Source organism: Herbiconiux dendrobii, assembly GCF_052048175.1.
Classification (GTDB): Bacteria; Actinomycetota; Actinomycetes; order Actinomycetales; family Microbacteriaceae; genus Herbiconiux.
The window spans coordinates 42,015-55,841 of sequence record NZ_JBLZQV010000009.1; the positions used below are offsets into that span (position 1 = coordinate 42,015).

Sequence of the window (13,827 nt, forward strand, 5' to 3'; positions counted from 1 at the left end):
CGCCGCCGCGTGCTGCGGCGAACCGGACTCCTCCACGGTACGAGCCGCCGCCGACACCCGGGAATCCCCCGTCACGCGCCTACAAAGAGCGGCCAAACCCACCGACGGCCGACTGTGGACATCCCACAGTCCGGCGCCCGATTCACCTGACGAGCCAGACAAAGACCACCGGATGCTCCGCCCGGCGCTCCCCCGCCCCGACACCGTTCCCGCACGGCCGCCCGGCCCCGTGCACCCCGCGGACCCCGCGGCCGGCGTCACCCCGCGACCGACCTCACCCCGCGACCGGCACCTCCACGGCCGCCACCGCCGCCCGCGACCGACCGCGCCGGGCGGCCACGAGATCCGCCCCCGCCAGCACGCCGGCGAGCAGGGCCAGCACGCCCACGAGAGGGGCGGCCAGGTCGACGGCGGGTCCGAGCCCGATGGCGGTCGCCAGCGCTCCGGCCCCCACCGCGGTCAGCGCCTGGAACAGATACGAGAACAGGTACAGCAGCGACAGCGTGGCTCCGCGGTGCCGGGCGGGCGCCGTGCGGTTGACCAGCCCGAGGCCGCCCGTGAAGGCGAAGGAGTAGGCGATCCCGCCGACCAGGCACCACACCAGGAAGAGCACGATCGACCCGGCCGCGGCCGCGAGCGCCATCACGGCGAGGCTGACCAGCGAGAGTCCGGCGCCGATCAGGACGGCGAGGTGCGAGGGCAGCCGGCCGAGGAAGAGCGCGGTCACCCCGATCGCGATCGACGAGATGCCGAGCAGTCCGCCGATCACCACGAAGTCGGAGGTGCCGGTGAGCTCGCGCGCCATCTGCGCGCCGAGCGAGAGGAAGATCGCCCCCACGCTGTAGGCGGTGGCCACCGAGGCCGAAGCCGCGGCGAAGGCCAGCCGGATGCCGCGGGGCACGTACAGCCGCCCGTGCGGGGCGTCCCCGCCCGGCCCGGCGACCCCGGACACCCCGGACGCCCGATCCGGAACCCGCCCGGAGACCGCCTCCGCCGCATCCGGAGCCGCCGGCCGCACCGCGCGGTCGTCGGGCGTGCGCCACACCGCCACGAACCCCACCGCCGACAGCACGAACAGCACCGCGAACGAGAGCACCAGTGGCAGCGGCAGGAACTGCGCGAGCACGCCGCTCACCACCAGCGCCAGGGTGAGTCCGGTGGCCGTCGACACGGTCGTGAGGATGCTCGGGGTGCGCGGGTTGGAGCCCGGATTGTTCTCGACCAGGGCCGCGCTGGCGGCGCCCAGAGCGAATCCGGTGCCGATCCCCTGCAGCACCCGCCCGGCGAACAGCCAGCCCACGTTCGGCGCGAGGGCGAACACGGCCGCGGCGACGGCGATGAGGCCGATGCCGAGCAGCATCGCACGGCGGCGGCCGATCGCATCCGACAGCCCGCCGAACGCTAGCAGCACCACGAGCAGCGCCAGCGGGTAGGCCGCGAACACCGAGGTGGTGATCACGGCGGGCAGATCCCACTCGGCGGCATAGACGGGGTAGAGCACGCTCGGCGCCCCGCTCGACCACAGGCAGAGCGCGAGAACGGCCGCGGCCGACCAGAAGGTGCCCCGGCGGGCGAAGCGCCACGAATTCGTCATGGGCCGACTGTACGCCCCTCGGTTGGAATTTCCAATCCAGTGCCGAGAAGCGTAATCTGAGCACATGAGCGAGACAGTCCCGGATGACCCGCACGGCGCTGAAGCCGCCGCCGGCGCGTCCGCCGAGACGGAGCTCCGCTGCCAGATCGCGCGCTCGCTCGACGTGATCGGCGAGAAGTGGTCGTTGCTGATCGTGCGCGAGGCCTTCCGCGGGCGCACCCGCTTCACCGAGTTCCGCACCGCGCTCGGCGCCCCGAGCGACATCCTCACCCAGCGCCTCGGCAAGCTCGTCGACGCCGGTGTGCTCGAGAAGCACGCCTACCGCGAAGCCGGATCCCGCGAGCGCTCCAGCTACCACCTCACCGACAAGGGCCGCGGCCTCTCACTCGTGCTCGGCGCCTTGGCGCAGTGGGGCGACGAGTACGCCCCCTACTCCGGCGGCCAGGCCTCCGTGGTGGTCGACGCCGCCGACGGATCCGCCCTCTCCCTGCAGTTCGTCGACCCGAATGGCCGCCCCGTGGCCGAGAACCAGGTCACCTTCCACCCCGGCCCCGCCGCCCGCGAGCGCTGGTAGCAGTACCCGCGGACCCCGCACACCCACCTCGTTCGGTCGCAAAAATACGTCCAACGCGCCCGTTTTAGACGCCTTTTTGCGACCCAAGCGCGCCATCCGCTCTCCCGCGGAGCGTCGGGAGGGGCGGGGCAGGCGACTCAGGTCGGGTCGTTGCGGTGCAGGGCGCGGCGCACCCGCTCCACCACGTTCGCCGCGGGTGGTTCGTTGTAGGCGCCGGCGAGCTCCTGCCCCGACATCGCGCCGATCGCGGCCATCACGTCGTCGGTGAGCTTGCGCCGGGCGCGCGCCGACGACGCCTCCCCGTACGCGGCGGGCTTGATCGGCTCCCCGAAGCGGATGGTGACGGGCCGAACGCGCGGCACCTTGGCATCCACGGGCAACAGCTCCTCGGTGCCGGTGAGCGCCACCGGCACGATCGGGCTGCCGGTGGTGAGCGCGAGCCAGGCGACCCCGGTGCGGCCTCGGTACAGACGGCCGTCGCGCGAGCGGGTGCCCTCGGGGTAGATCGCGAAGGCGCCGCCCTCCTCGAGCACCTCCCGGCCGCGCTCGAGCGAGTCCTGGGCCGCCGAATTGCTGGCCCGGTCGACCGCGATGGCGCCGATCGACTCGAAGAAGGTCTTGGAGAGCCGCCCCTTGGCGCCCTCACCGGTGAAGTACTCCGACTTCGCGAGGAAGCGCACGTCGCGCGGCGCGATCAGCGTGATCACGACGCTGTCGATGAAGCTCAGATGGTTGCTGGCGAACAGGACGGGTCCGGTGCGCGGAACGTTCTCGCGACCCTGCACCGTCGGCCGGTAGAGCACGCGGGCGATGGGCCGCACGACGCCCCTCGCAACCGATTTGAACATCCCCCGATCCTCACACGGATCGCATGCCCTTCCGGCTATGCGCGGCGGGTCGCTTCGTGTACATGGATTTTCCAGCCATCCTCGGGAATAGTTGTAGCGTCAACTCCTTTCCTCCCAGATCGAAATGAGCACCGTGCCCTCGCGTCCCGATTCCTCCTCGTCCCTCCCGCCGAAGGCGAAGGAGCAGGCGAAGAAGCTCACCGTCAAGCAGGAACGCGATGCCCGCCGCGCCGAGAAGGTCGCCGCGATGGTGGCGGAGCAGAAGCGCCAGCAGCGCAACCGTCGTTTCGCCTGGATCGGCGGCAGCGTCGCGGGAGTGGCCGTGGTCGCCCTGGTGATCGGCTTCGTGGTGACCAGCGCCGAGCCGAAGGTCGATCCTGCATCGATCGCCATCGGAGAGCTGCAGACCTACCCCGACCTCACCTCGAACCACGTCACCACGTCGGTCGACTACGCGATGACCCCGCCCGCCGGTGGCGACCACGCCGCCGTGTGGCTGAACTGCGGCGTCTACTCCGAGGCCGTTCCCAACGAGAACGCCGTGCACGCCCTCGAGCACGGCGCCGTGTGGGTCACCTACGACCCCACCGTCGTCGACGAGGCGGGTGTCGAGACGCTGCGCTCGGAGCTGCCCGACACCTACGTGGTGCTCTCGCCGTTCCCGGGCCTCAGCGCTCCGGTCGTGGCCTCGGCCTGGGGCAACCAGGTGTACCTGGACGGCGTCGACGACGAACGTCTCAGCGACTTCGTCACGAAGTTCTGGCGCTCGAACGACGCCCCCGAGCCGGGCGCGGCCTGCACCGGCGGACTCGACGCCCCCGGGAAGGTCGCTTGAGCGACTCTGCGACCGGTTTCCCCAAGGGTCCGGATGCTGCGCCGGCGGCATCCACACCGAATCCGGATGCCGCACAGAACGCCCCCTCGCGGGTGTCGCGGGGCCGTGTCGTCATCGCCGCCGTCGTGGCCGCCGTGGTGATCGGCATCGCCGCGTTCTCGGCCGGCTGGCTGGCGGCCCCGCGCATCGCGACGCCGTCGGACACCAGCGTCGAGGCGGGCTTCGCCCGGGACATGCAGCAGCACCACGACCAGGCCGTGCAGATGGCGATGATCATCCGCCAGCAGAGCGACGACCCCGAGGTGAGCTCGCTCGCCTACGACATCGCCACCTCGCAGGCCCAGCAATCGGGCCAGATGTACGGCTGGCTGAACCTCTGGCAGCTCCCCCAGGCCTCGTCGCAGCCCACCATGACGTGGATGCTGCAGCCCACACTCGACGGATCCGACGACCACGCCCACGGCGGTGACGGCACGATGACGGATGCTGTGACCGGTGCGGAGATGGCTCCCGGCGATCCGATGCCCGGCATGGCGAGCTCCGACGACATCGCGCGCCTCTCGACCCTCACCGGAGTGGACGCCGAGAAGCTCTTCCTGCAGCTCATGATCGCCCACCACCAGGGCGGTGTCGAGATGGCGGAGGCCGTGATCGCCCGCACCACCAACCCCGTGGTGCTGGCTCTGGCGAAGGCGATCGTCTTCGCCCAGAACGGCGAGATCCAGTACATGCAGGAGCTGCTCGCCGCCCGCGAGTGACTCCCGCACCGCGACCGACGCGCCCGTCAGGGGTCCGGGGCGGAAGCGCCCGTCAGGGGTACAGCGGCGGAAGCGCCCGTCAGGGGTACAGCGGCGGGGCCTCGTGATCGTCGTACGGCGGGATGTCGTCGTAGGGCGGCGGCTCTTCGTCGGGCGGGACGTCGTCGAACGGAGGCTCCTCCGCCTGCGTGAAGCCCGGGCGGGGACGCGCGGGCGACGCACCGCGTGCATTCGATCGCCGCGATCCACCTCCCGCGGCACCGCTTGAACCCGCCGACGGGGACGCCGCCGCCGCACCGGCCGGGGCGATGAACTCCCCCGAGGAGACCGCCGCGATCAGGCCCTCACCGTAGGCCTCGCGTTTGCGCTCACCGATGCCGGCTATGCCCGCCAGCGCCTCGACGCTGGCCGGCCGCTGCGCCGCGACGGCGGCGAGAGTGGCGTCGTGGAACACCACGTAGGCCGGAACACCCTGCTCGCGCGCGGTCGCCGCGCGCCACGCGCGCAGCACCTCGAACAGCTCGGCGTCGTCGCTGGACAGCTCGGCCTTCGCGGCCGACCCGCTGCGGGAGCCGCCCGATCCGCTCGACCCCGATCCGCTCCCCCGTGACGACGCCACCCGTTCGGGCTCCCGCCGCAGCTGCACCGTCCGCGCCCCCGAGAGCACGTCGGCGCTCTCGGGCGTGATGACGAGCGTGCCGTACCCGTCGTCGTGCACGGCCAGCAGGCCCTGCGCCAGCAGCTGCCGCACGACCCCGCGCCACTGCTGCTCGCTGAGGTCGGTGCCGATGCCCCAGACGGTGAGCTCGTCGTGCTTCCACTGGCCGACCCGCTCGGTGCGCTTGCCGCGCAGGATGTCGATCAGGTGCCCGGCGCCGAAGCGCTGATTTCGCTCGCGCTCCAGCCGCACCACCGTGGAGAGCAGCTTCTGCGCCGGCACCGTGCCGTCCCACGACTCCGGCGGCGTGATGCAGGTGTCGCAGTTGCCGCAGGGCTCGCTCTTCTGCCCGAAGTAGGCGAGCAGGTTCACCCGGCGGCAGCTGACGGTCTCGCAGAGCGCCAGCATCGCGTCGAGGTGCGCCGAGAGCCGCCGGCGGTGGGCGAGGTCGCCCGGCGAGTCGTCGATCATCCGCCGCTGCTGCACCACGTCGTTCAGCCCGTACGCCATCCACGCCGTGGACGGCAGCCCATCGCGCCCGGCCCGCCCGGTCTCCTGGTAGTAGCCCTCCACCGACTTCGGCAGGTCGATGTGCGCCACGAACCGCACGTCGGGCTTGTCGATGCCCATGCCGAACGCGATGGTGGCCACGATCACCACACCCTCGTCGCGCAGGAAGCGCGCCTGCGTGCGCGCCCGCACCCGGGCATCCAGCCCCGCGTGATAGGGCATCGCGTCGACGCCGTTCTCGGCCAGGAACTGCGCGGTCTTCTCGACCGTGTTGCGCGAGAGCCCGTAGACGATGCCCGCCTCGCCCTGGTGCTCGTTGCGCACGAACGAGAGCAGCTGCTTGCGCACCTCGCCCTTCGGATCGATCCGGTACTGGATGTTCGGCCGGTCGAAGCTGGCCACGAAGTGCCGGGCCTCGCCCATCGAGAGCCGCGTCGTGATCTCTTTGTGGGTGGCCTCGGTGGCGGTGGCCGTGAGGGCGATGCGGGGCACCGTCGGCCAGCGCTCGGCCAGCTCGGCCAGCGCCAGGTAGTCGGGCCGGAAGTCGTGCCCCCACTGCGACACGCAGTGCGCCTCGTCGATGGCGAACAACGCGATCTTCCCGTTCTCGAGGAAGCGCTTCGTGCTCTCGGCCGACAATCGCTCGGGCGCCACGTACAGCAGATCGAGCTCACCGTCGAGATAGGCCTGCTCGACCTCGGCGCGCTCCCGGGCATCCTGCGTGGAGTTGAGGAACGCGGCGCGCACGCCGACCGCCTTCATCGCCTCGACCTGGTCGTGCATCAGCGCGATCAGGGGCGAGATGACCACCCCGGTGCCCGGACGCACCAGCGAGGGCACCTGATAGCAGAGCGACTTGCCGGCACCCGTGGGCATCAGCACGACCGCGTCGCCGCCGGCGATGACGTGGTCGATCACCTCGGCCTGGTCGCCGCGGAACGAGTCGTAGCCGAACACCCGGCTGAGGGTGTCGAGCGCTACGGATGCTGATGTCTGGGTCACGAGTCGAGCCTAGTTCGCGGGGGCGACATCGGAGAGTTGTCCACAGGCCGCCCCGGTCTGCACAGGAAAGTCACCTCCTGTGCGGAGGTGTCCCGGGCGCCCCGGGCATCCCCGGCGCGCACGGCCTCAGCGGTCCAGGCGCACTTCGAGGATGCTCGGTCCGGCCGGCGGCGACGCCAGCGCCGAGTCGAGGTCGCCCCGCGTCGCGATCGCCCGGTGCGGCCAGCCGTAGGCGGCGGCGATCCCCGCGATGTCAGCCTGCTGCGGGGTGAACATCACGCGGTCGAACTGCGCGGGCGCCGCGGTGGCCGCCACCTCGAGCCCGTCGAAGATGGTGCCGCCGCCGTCGTTGCCGACGATCAGCTGGATGCGGGGCCGCGTCTCGCCGGGCGCGAGCAGCAGGGCGCCCACGTCGTGCAGCAGGGTGAGGTCGCCGAGCAGCACGCGGGTCGTGCCCGCCGTGCCGCGCCCGGCACCCGTGACACCTCCGGTCTGGCTGGCCAACGCCACACCGAGCGCGGTCGACACGGTTCCGTCTATGCCCGCGAGCCCGCGGTTCGAGTGCACGGTGATCTTCTTGCCGCCCGCGGCCGCGTCGAGCTCGCGGATGAGCCGCGACGCCCCGAGCACCAGCCGGTCGTGCGGCCAGGTCGCACGCCACACCGCCAGCGCGAGCGATCGCCGGGTCACCGGCGCACGCAGCGCCGCGAGCTCGGCCTTGGCGAACGCGCGCGCGGCCGCCACGTCGCCGGGGCCGGCGTCGGCGCCGCCGAGCAGCGGCGGTGCCACCTCGTCGGCCTGCGACTCCTGATCGAGCAGCTCCCGCCCGGCGAACACCCACTGCCCCGTCCAGGCGCGGGCCGCGCGGTCGCCGCGGTCGTCGGGATCGGCCGTCGCCTCGTCGACCACCACGGCATCCGGATGCGGCACGAACGGTTCGCCGGCGCCTCGCACCACCACGACCTCCACGTCGTCACGCCCGAGCAGTGCCGGAACCTGACGACTGAGCGTCGGATGACCGAACACCACCGCGCGCTCGATGCGTCCGCCGAACTCGGGGTGGTCGAGCAGGGTGCGGTAGCCCGACACCAGGCAGGGGCCGAAGCGGGCCCCGCTGGAGACCTCGGCGATCAACGGCCAGCCCGCCGCGAGGGCGAAGGCGTTGGCGCGCTCGCCCGCGTCGGCTCCGGCGATCACGACCGTGCGGGGCCCGGCCGCCAGGTGCACCGTCGAAGGGAGCGGCGCAGCAGCGCCTGATTCCGCAGGTGCCGCCGAGGGCGGCGGCGCAGCAGCGCCTCCCCCACCCGCGGGTTCCTCGGGCTCCACCTCGCCCGACAACGGCTCCACGAACTGCAGGTTCAAGTGCACGGGCCCGGCGGCGTTCCCGGCGGTCGCCGTGCCGTACGCCCGCTCCGCCAGCGCACGCGCATCCGGGATCTCGCCGGGCAGCGCCGGCGGCACGTCGAGCTCGAGCCGCACGAAACGGCCGAACAACCCGGGTTGCCACGTGGTCTGGTTCGACCCGGTGCCCCGCAGCCGCTCCGGCCGGTCGGCCGTCAGAGCGATCAGGGGAATGCCCGAGTGGCTCGCCTCCACGACGGCGGGCAGCAGGTTCGCCGCAGCGGTGCCCGAGGTCGTGACCACCAGCGCGGGGCGCCCGCTCTCGCGCGCCAGGCCCAGCGCCGTGAAGGCGGCGACCCGCTCGTCGATGCGCACGTGCAGCGCGATGCGCCCCTCGAGCTCGAGCTCGGCGAGCGCCAGGGCGAGCGCCTGCGAGCGCGAGCCGGGAGACACCACCGCGTGCTGCACCCCGAGCGCCGCGAACGCGCGCACGAGCCGGGTGGCGCTCGTGGCGGCCGGACTCGAGGTCACCGTTCGGTTCTGCCGTTGTCCTCGTCGTCCGTCTCGGCGAGACGTCGCTCCAGCTCACGGATCCGCTCGTCTTCGAGGGGATCGTGAACGGGGCGGATGGTGCCCAGGAAGTCGGGGTCGTCGTCGGGCCCCATCGCCCGCCGCGGCGGGGTCGTGACACGCCGGCCACGGCCGATCAGCAACCACAGGACGCCGCCGATGGGGGTGAAGAGAAGGATGATGAACACCCATGCCACTCGGGGCAGAGCCTTCACGCGCGACTTCGGCAGCATGAGACAGTCGACGAGCGCGTACACGGTGAACGCCACCACCACGATGACGAGGGCAAGGAGTACGCGAGCCATGCAGTAACTGTACTCCCGGCATCCGTGAGCCGACTGCGCGTCACCCGTACGCCCACCGGGTGCCCGCCCCGTCCTCGGCGCGGGATCGCAGGCCCCCGGACGGCCGGATGCCGGGGCGGGCGGATGGGGCTTCGAGCGCACGGTCAGGATGCCCGGCTTAGACTCGGAGCCGTGAAACCTGGACGAACGTGGCTCGTGTACACCCTCATCCGCGTCGGCATCTTCGCCGCGGTGCTCGTGGTGCTGCTGCTGCTCCAGATCCCGGGATGGATCGCCGCGATCGTGGCCGCGGTCATCGCGCTGTGCATCTCGATCATCGCGCTGCGCAAGCCGCGAGACGAGGCCTCCCGCACGCTGCACGAGGCCCGGCTGAACCGAGGTCAGGCGCGAACCGAGCCCTCCGCGAAGACCTCGGAGGACGAGGACGTCGAAGACCAGGCCGTGGATTCGGCCGAAGCCGCCCCGGCCCGCCCCGCCGACTCCGCCCAGTAGGAGAAGTCAGCAGGCGGAGGCCAGCAGGCGGAGCTCAGTAGGCGAAGGCCAGGCCCAGGCCGATCCCGTACGCCAGGCCCACCAGGCTCGTGAGCTGGAGCGCGGTCACGAACTCGCGCGGCTTCGTGGCGGTCAGCATGATGATCGTCGCCGGCACGGCCGCCAGCAGGGTGAAGAACACCAGCGGGGCGAGCGGGTACAGCAGAGCGAAGAACGCCAGCACCGCGTAGGCGACCAGCAGCCAGAAGACGTAGACGATGCGCGACGCCGTGCGGCCGATCAGCACCGCGAGGGTGCGCTTCTTCACCAGCTTGTCCTGCTCGATGTCGCGGATGTTGTTGGCCATCAGCACGGCGCAGGCGATGGCTCCCACGGCCACGCCGCCGGCCCAGCTCTCGGTGTTGACGTCGTCCGCGAGGATGAAGGTGGTGCCCACCGTGGCCACCAGCCCGAAGAACACGAACACGAACAGCTCGCCGAGCGCGTAGTAGCCGTACGGATGCTTGCCGCCGGTGTAGAACCAGCCCGCCGCGATCGCCGCCGCACCGACCGCCAGCAGCCAGTAGTGCCCCGTGATGATGGTGATCGCCAGACCGGCCGCACCCGCGAGGGCGAAGAAGACGATGGCGGCGGCGAGAACACGCTTCGCCGGCACGAGCCCCGATCCGGTGAGGCGCGGCGGCCCGACGCGCACGTCGTCGGTGCCGCGCACCCCGTCGGAGTAGTCGTTGGAGTAGTTCACCGCGATCTGCAGGAAGATCGCCACCAAGAAGCACAGCACCATCAGCACCTTGGAGATGTCGGTCATCACCATGGCGGCGCCGGTGCCGAGGGCCACGGGGGCGATCGACAGCGGCAGGGTGCGCAGGCGAGCCCCCGCGATCCACGCCCCCGCAGCCGTCTTCGGGCCGGCGGGACGCACCGGGCGGCCGGACGCGGCACCACGGCCGCGGTCGTGCGCACGGGCGGGGTGACCGGAGCGGCGCTTCTTCGATTTCGTAGCTGACATCGGGGCTGATTCTAGTCAGCTTCTCGACGGCGGGAGCTTGGAGTCACCAGGGGGAAACCGTGAACGAGTCGGCGATGGCCCGCCGATCGGGTTTGCCCGACGACAGCCGCGGGAGCTCGGCCACCCGCAGGATGCCGGCCGGTGCCGCCGGCCGCCCCGCGGCCTCGGCCACGATGGTGCGGAGGTGGCGCAGTTCCTCGGCGTGGACGTCGGCCAGCGGCGCCTCGAAGCGGCCCACGGATGCCCGTCCCGAGCGCTCCACGACGACCACCGCGACCTGCCCCCAGCGCTCGTCGTCGCGGCCCACGACCACGGCCTCCTCGTAGCCCGGCACGCCCTGGACGATCCGTTCCACGCGATCCAGCGGCACCTTCACGCCGCCCGAGATGATCACGTTGTCGACGCGACCGGTGACGCGCAGCACCCCGTCGATCACCGTGCCGGCATCCGCGGTGCGGTACCAGCGCACGCCGTCCTCGGTGCGGAACGATCGTCGGCTGAGCTCGTCGTCGTCGAGATATCCTTCGGCGAGACTCGGGCCGGAGAGCTCGATCTCGCCGTCGACGATCCGGGCGACCGTTCGCCCGATCGGTCGCCCGTCGTAGACGCAGCCCCCGGCCGTCTCGCTGGCACCATAGGTGCGCACCACGGTGTAGCCGAGAGCCGTGGCTCGCTCGTGCAGAGGGTCGGGCAAGGCCTGCCCTCCGACCAGGAGCGTGTCGAAACGGGCGACGGCCCGGCGGATGCCGGCATCCTGCTCCCCCGCCTCGACCAGCCGGGCGAGCTGGGCCGGCACGAGCGAGCTGAAGCGCAGCGGAGCCTCGAGCCGCCCCGCCAGTGCGGCGAACAGCTCGGGCGTGAAGTGCCCCAGCGGCTGGATGACGGGCTCGGTGCCGGCCGCGATCGAGCGCACGAGCACTTGCACCCCCGCGATGTAGTGCGTCGGCAGCGCGAGCAGCCACTGACCGGGCCCCCCGAGCACACCCTCGGAGGCCGCCGCCGAGGCCAGCAGCGCGTCGGCGCTGAGGGCCACGCGCTTCGCCGCGCCGGATGATCCCGAGGTCTCGATCACCAGCGACACCGCGGTCGGCACCTCGCGGGGTAGCTCGGCGCCGAACAGGTCGTCGGCCTGCGGGTCGCGCGGCAGCACGGCGGAACCCTCGTGGGCCAGTGCGCGGCGCAGAGCCACCTCCACCGCCCGCGGGTCTCCGCCGTCGACGACCTCGAGCGGGTGCATCAGGCGCCCGCGACCGGAGGAATGGGATTCTCGAGAGGATGCATCAGAAGTGGTACGGGAAGGCGGACCAGTCCGGATCCCGCTTCTCCAGGAAGGAGTCGCGCCCCTCGACCGCCTCGTCGCTCGCGTAGGCCAGACGGGTGGCCTCGCCGGCGAAGACCTGCTGGCCCACCAGCCCGTCGTCGACCGCGTTGAAGGCGTACTTCAGCATCCGGATCGCCGTCGGCGACTTGCCCAGAATGACGCGCGCCCAGCGCAGCGCCTCCGTCTCGAGCTCGGCGTGAGGCACGACGGCGTTGACGGCGCCCATCTCATAGGCCCGGCGGGCGCTGTACTCCTCGGCCAGGAAGAAGACCTCGCGGGCGAACTTCTGCCCGATCTGCCGGGCGAAGTACGCACTGCCGTAGCCGGCGTCGAACGAGCCGACGTCGGCATCCGTCTGCTTGAACCTGCCGTGCTCTTCGCTGGCGATGGTGAGGTCGCAGACCACGTGAAGCGAGTGCCCGCCCCCGGCCGCCCAGCCGGGGACCACCGCGATGACGACCTTGGGCATGAAGCGGATGAGCCGTTGCACCTCGAGGATGTGCAGCCGCCCCGAGCGCGCGGTGTCGATGCCCGCCGCCGTCTCCTCTTCGGAGTACTTGTAGCCGTCACGGCCCCGGATGCGCTGGTCGCCCCCGCTGCAGAAGGCCCAGCCGCCGTCGCGCGGGCTCGGCCCGTTGCCGGTGATGAGCACCACGCCCACCCGCGGGTTCTGCCGGGCGTCGTCGAGCGCTGCGTAGAGCTCGTCGACCGTCTTGGGCCGGAACGCATTGCGCACCTCGGGCCGGTCGAACGCGATCCGCGCCACGCGCCCCTCGATGTCGAGGTGGTACGTGATGTCGGTGAACCCCTCGGAGCCGGGTGCCACGACCCACTGCTCGGGGTCGAAGATGTCGCTGACGGTGGTGCGTTCGCTCATACCCGAAAGCCTACGCTCCGGCTTGCACCCGCCTGCGGCGAGGCCGAAGCTGTGGACGGATCTCCGAGGTCGACCGCCTGTGCAGAACCGGCTCGGGGCAACTGGTGGGAGACTGCCACAGTGACTTCAGAGCCGAACGTTCCCGACCTGGCCGAACTGCTCGAGCGGGTGCGGGTGGTGGCGATTCCGCTGCACACGCGGTTCCGGGGGCAGAGCGTGCGGGAGCTCGCCGTGTTCGAGGGACCGGAGGGGTGGACGGAGTTCTCGCCGTTTCCCGAGTACGGCGACGAGGAGGCGGCGAGCTGGCTGCGGGCCGCCGTGGAGTTCGGCTGGAGCGCGACACCGGCGCCGCTGCGCTCCGAGGTCATGGTCAACGCGACCCTGCCCGCCGTGCCCGCGGCCGAGGTCGAGCGGGTGCTCGCGCACTACGACGGCTGCCGCACCGTGAAGGTGAAGGTGGCCGAGCGCGGCCAGGTGCTCGACGACGACGTGGATCGCGTGCGCGCCGCCCGGGCGGCGGTCGGGCCGGAAGGGCGCGTCCGGATCGACGCCAACGGCGGCTGGAACGTCGACGAGGCCGAGCACGCCGTGCACCGGCTCGCCGAGTTCGACCTCGAGTACGTCGAGCAGCCCTGTGCGAGCGTGCCCGAACTCGCCGAGCTGCGCGAGCGGATCGCCTATCTCGACATCCCGATCGCGGCGGACGAGAGCGTGCGCAAGGCGGAGGATCCGCTCGCCGTGGCCCGCGCCGGAGCCGCCGATCTCGTGATCGTGAAGGCGCAGCCGCTCGGGGGCGTCGCCCGGGCCCTGGAGATCGTGCGGGAGGCCGGGCTGCCCGCGGTCGTGTCCTCGGCTCTGGAGAGCTCGGTGGGCATCGCGATGGGCGCGCACCTCGCGGCCGCGCTCCCCGAGCTCGACTACGACTGCGGGCTGGCGACCGTCGACCTCTTCGAGGGCGACATCGTGCGCGAGAGCCTCGTGCCGCGCGGGGGCCGCATCCCGGTCACCCGCCCCGAGGCCGACCCCGCACTCCTGGCCCGCTACCGTGCCCCTGCCGAACGCGAGCACTGGTGGCGCGAGCGCATCGCCCGCTGCTACGCGCTCCTGGCGCCGGGCAGCTGACCCGCGGTACC

Annotated in this window: 13 protein-coding genes; 5 read left to right on the top strand and 8 right to left on the bottom strand. The window is 72.1% G+C overall.

Annotated features, from left to right (window positions below; genetic code table 11):
- Positions 1-274 precede the first annotated feature (274 nt).
- Positions 275-1,594: an MFS transporter gene (locus ACN4JJ_RS19515; protein ID WP_440711569.1), complete on the bottom strand. Its 1,320-nt coding sequence runs from the start codon at positions 1,592-1,594 to the stop codon at positions 275-277.
- A 64-nt stretch (positions 1,595-1,658) separates the two neighbouring features.
- On the opposite strand from ACN4JJ_RS19515, the gene ACN4JJ_RS19520 reads away from it, so the two are divergent.
- On the top strand, positions 1,659-2,168 hold the full coding sequence (locus ACN4JJ_RS19520; protein WP_440711570.1) for a winged helix-turn-helix transcriptional regulator: 510 nt from the start codon (positions 1,659-1,661) through the stop codon (positions 2,166-2,168).
- 137 nt (positions 2,169-2,305) lie between these two features.
- Here ACN4JJ_RS19520 and ACN4JJ_RS19525 read toward each other — a convergent pair whose 3' ends face one another.
- A complete protein-coding gene (locus tag ACN4JJ_RS19525; protein WP_440711571.1) occupies positions 2,306-3,016 on the bottom strand; it encodes a lysophospholipid acyltransferase family protein in 711 nt (236 codons plus the stop codon).
- A 124-nt stretch (positions 3,017-3,140) separates the two neighbouring features.
- Here ACN4JJ_RS19525 and ACN4JJ_RS19530 point away from each other — a divergent pair, with 124 nt between their 5' ends.
- Together ACN4JJ_RS19530 and ACN4JJ_RS19535 are read left to right on the top strand one after the other, a co-directional pair.
- Positions 3,141-3,851 (top strand): thioredoxin-like domain-containing protein, encoded by a 711-nt coding sequence (locus ACN4JJ_RS19530; RefSeq protein WP_440711572.1) that lies wholly within the window; start codon positions 3,141-3,143, stop codon positions 3,849-3,851.
- A complete protein-coding gene (locus ACN4JJ_RS19535) occupies positions 3,848-4,609 on the top strand; it encodes a DUF305 domain-containing protein (RefSeq protein WP_440711573.1) in 762 nt (253 codons plus the stop codon). The genes ACN4JJ_RS19530 and ACN4JJ_RS19535 overlap by 4 nt, the downstream gene beginning before the upstream one ends.
- Positions 4,610-4,688: 79 nt before the next feature.
- On the opposite strand, the gene recQ is transcribed toward ACN4JJ_RS19535, so the two are convergent.
- The 3 genes from recQ to ACN4JJ_RS19550 all read right to left on the bottom strand — a co-directional run bounded on the left by recQ (position 4,689) and on the right by ACN4JJ_RS19550 (position 8,995).
- Positions 4,689-6,779, bottom strand: coding sequence for a DNA helicase RecQ (recQ, locus tag ACN4JJ_RS19540; protein ID WP_440711574.1), 2,091 nt, complete (start codon positions 6,777-6,779; stop codon positions 4,689-4,691).
- 126 nt (positions 6,780-6,905) lie between these two features.
- Complete coding sequence (gene menD, locus ACN4JJ_RS19545) at positions 6,906-8,651, bottom strand: 2-succinyl-5-enolpyruvyl-6-hydroxy-3-cyclohexene-1-carboxylic-acid synthase (protein ID WP_440711575.1); 1,746 nt, start codon at positions 8,649-8,651, stop codon at positions 6,906-6,908.
- Positions 8,648-8,995 (bottom strand): PLDc N-terminal domain-containing protein, encoded by a 348-nt coding sequence (locus tag ACN4JJ_RS19550; protein WP_440711576.1) that lies wholly within the window; start codon positions 8,993-8,995, stop codon positions 8,648-8,650. Before ACN4JJ_RS19550 ends, menD begins: the two co-directional genes overlap by 4 nt.
- Before the next feature lie 171 nt (positions 8,996-9,166).
- Here ACN4JJ_RS19550 and ACN4JJ_RS19555 point away from each other — a divergent pair, with 171 nt between their 5' ends.
- Positions 9,167-9,487, top strand: coding sequence for a DUF4229 domain-containing protein (locus tag ACN4JJ_RS19555; RefSeq protein ID WP_440711577.1), 321 nt, complete (start codon positions 9,167-9,169; stop codon positions 9,485-9,487).
- Positions 9,488-9,521: 34 nt separating this feature from the next.
- On the opposite strand, the gene ACN4JJ_RS19560 is transcribed toward ACN4JJ_RS19555, so the two are convergent.
- The 3 genes from ACN4JJ_RS19560 to ACN4JJ_RS19570 are packed head-to-tail and all read right to left on the bottom strand — an operon-like array spanning position 9,522 to position 12,694.
- Positions 9,522-10,496, bottom strand: coding sequence for a 1,4-dihydroxy-2-naphthoate polyprenyltransferase (locus ACN4JJ_RS19560; protein ID WP_440711578.1), 975 nt, complete (start codon positions 10,494-10,496; stop codon positions 9,522-9,524).
- A gap of 43 nt (positions 10,497-10,539) precedes the next feature.
- Complete coding sequence (locus ACN4JJ_RS19565) at positions 10,540-11,733, bottom strand: AMP-binding protein (RefSeq protein WP_440711579.1); 1,194 nt, start codon at positions 11,731-11,733, stop codon at positions 10,540-10,542.
- 43 nt (positions 11,734-11,776) lie between these two features.
- The gene (locus ACN4JJ_RS19570; protein WP_440711580.1) at positions 11,777-12,694 is read right to left on the bottom strand and encodes a 1,4-dihydroxy-2-naphthoyl-CoA synthase; all 918 of its coding nucleotides are present in this window, start codon (positions 12,692-12,694) and stop codon (positions 11,777-11,779) included.
- A 120-nt stretch (positions 12,695-12,814) separates the two neighbouring features.
- Here ACN4JJ_RS19570 and ACN4JJ_RS19575 point away from each other — a divergent pair, with 120 nt between their 5' ends.
- Positions 12,815-13,816 (top strand): o-succinylbenzoate synthase, encoded by a 1,002-nt coding sequence (locus ACN4JJ_RS19575; RefSeq protein WP_440711581.1) that lies wholly within the window; start codon positions 12,815-12,817, stop codon positions 13,814-13,816.
- Positions 13,817-13,827 lie beyond the last annotated feature (11 nt).

Excerpts from the sequence above, each read along its gene's own strand:
- ACN4JJ_RS19525 (WP_440711571.1), bottom strand. The coding sequence starts at position 3,016 with ATGTTCAAATCGGTTGCGAGGGGCGTCGTGCGGCCCATCGCCCGCGTG.
- ACN4JJ_RS19520 (WP_440711570.1), top strand. The coding sequence starts at position 1,659 with ATGAGCGAGACAGTCCCGGATGACCCGCACGGCGCTGAAGCCGCCGCC.
- ACN4JJ_RS19560 (WP_440711578.1), bottom strand. The coding sequence starts at position 10,496 with ATGTCAGCTACGAAATCGAAGAAGCGCCGCTCCGGTCACCCCGCCCGT.
- ACN4JJ_RS19530 (WP_440711572.1), top strand. The coding sequence starts at position 3,141 with ATGAGCACCGTGCCCTCGCGTCCCGATTCCTCCTCGTCCCTCCCGCCG.
- ACN4JJ_RS19515 (WP_440711569.1), bottom strand. The coding sequence starts at position 1,594 with ATGACGAATTCGTGGCGCTTCGCCCGCCGGGGCACCTTCTGGTCGGCC.
- ACN4JJ_RS19570 (WP_440711580.1), bottom strand. The coding sequence starts at position 12,694 with ATGAGCGAACGCACCACCGTCAGCGACATCTTCGACCCCGAGCAGTGG.
- ACN4JJ_RS19550 (WP_440711576.1), bottom strand. The coding sequence starts at position 8,995 with ATGGCTCGCGTACTCCTTGCCCTCGTCATCGTGGTGGTGGCGTTCACC.
- ACN4JJ_RS19565 (WP_440711579.1), bottom strand. The coding sequence starts at position 11,733 with ATGCACCCGCTCGAGGTCGTCGACGGCGGAGACCCGCGGGCGGTGGAG.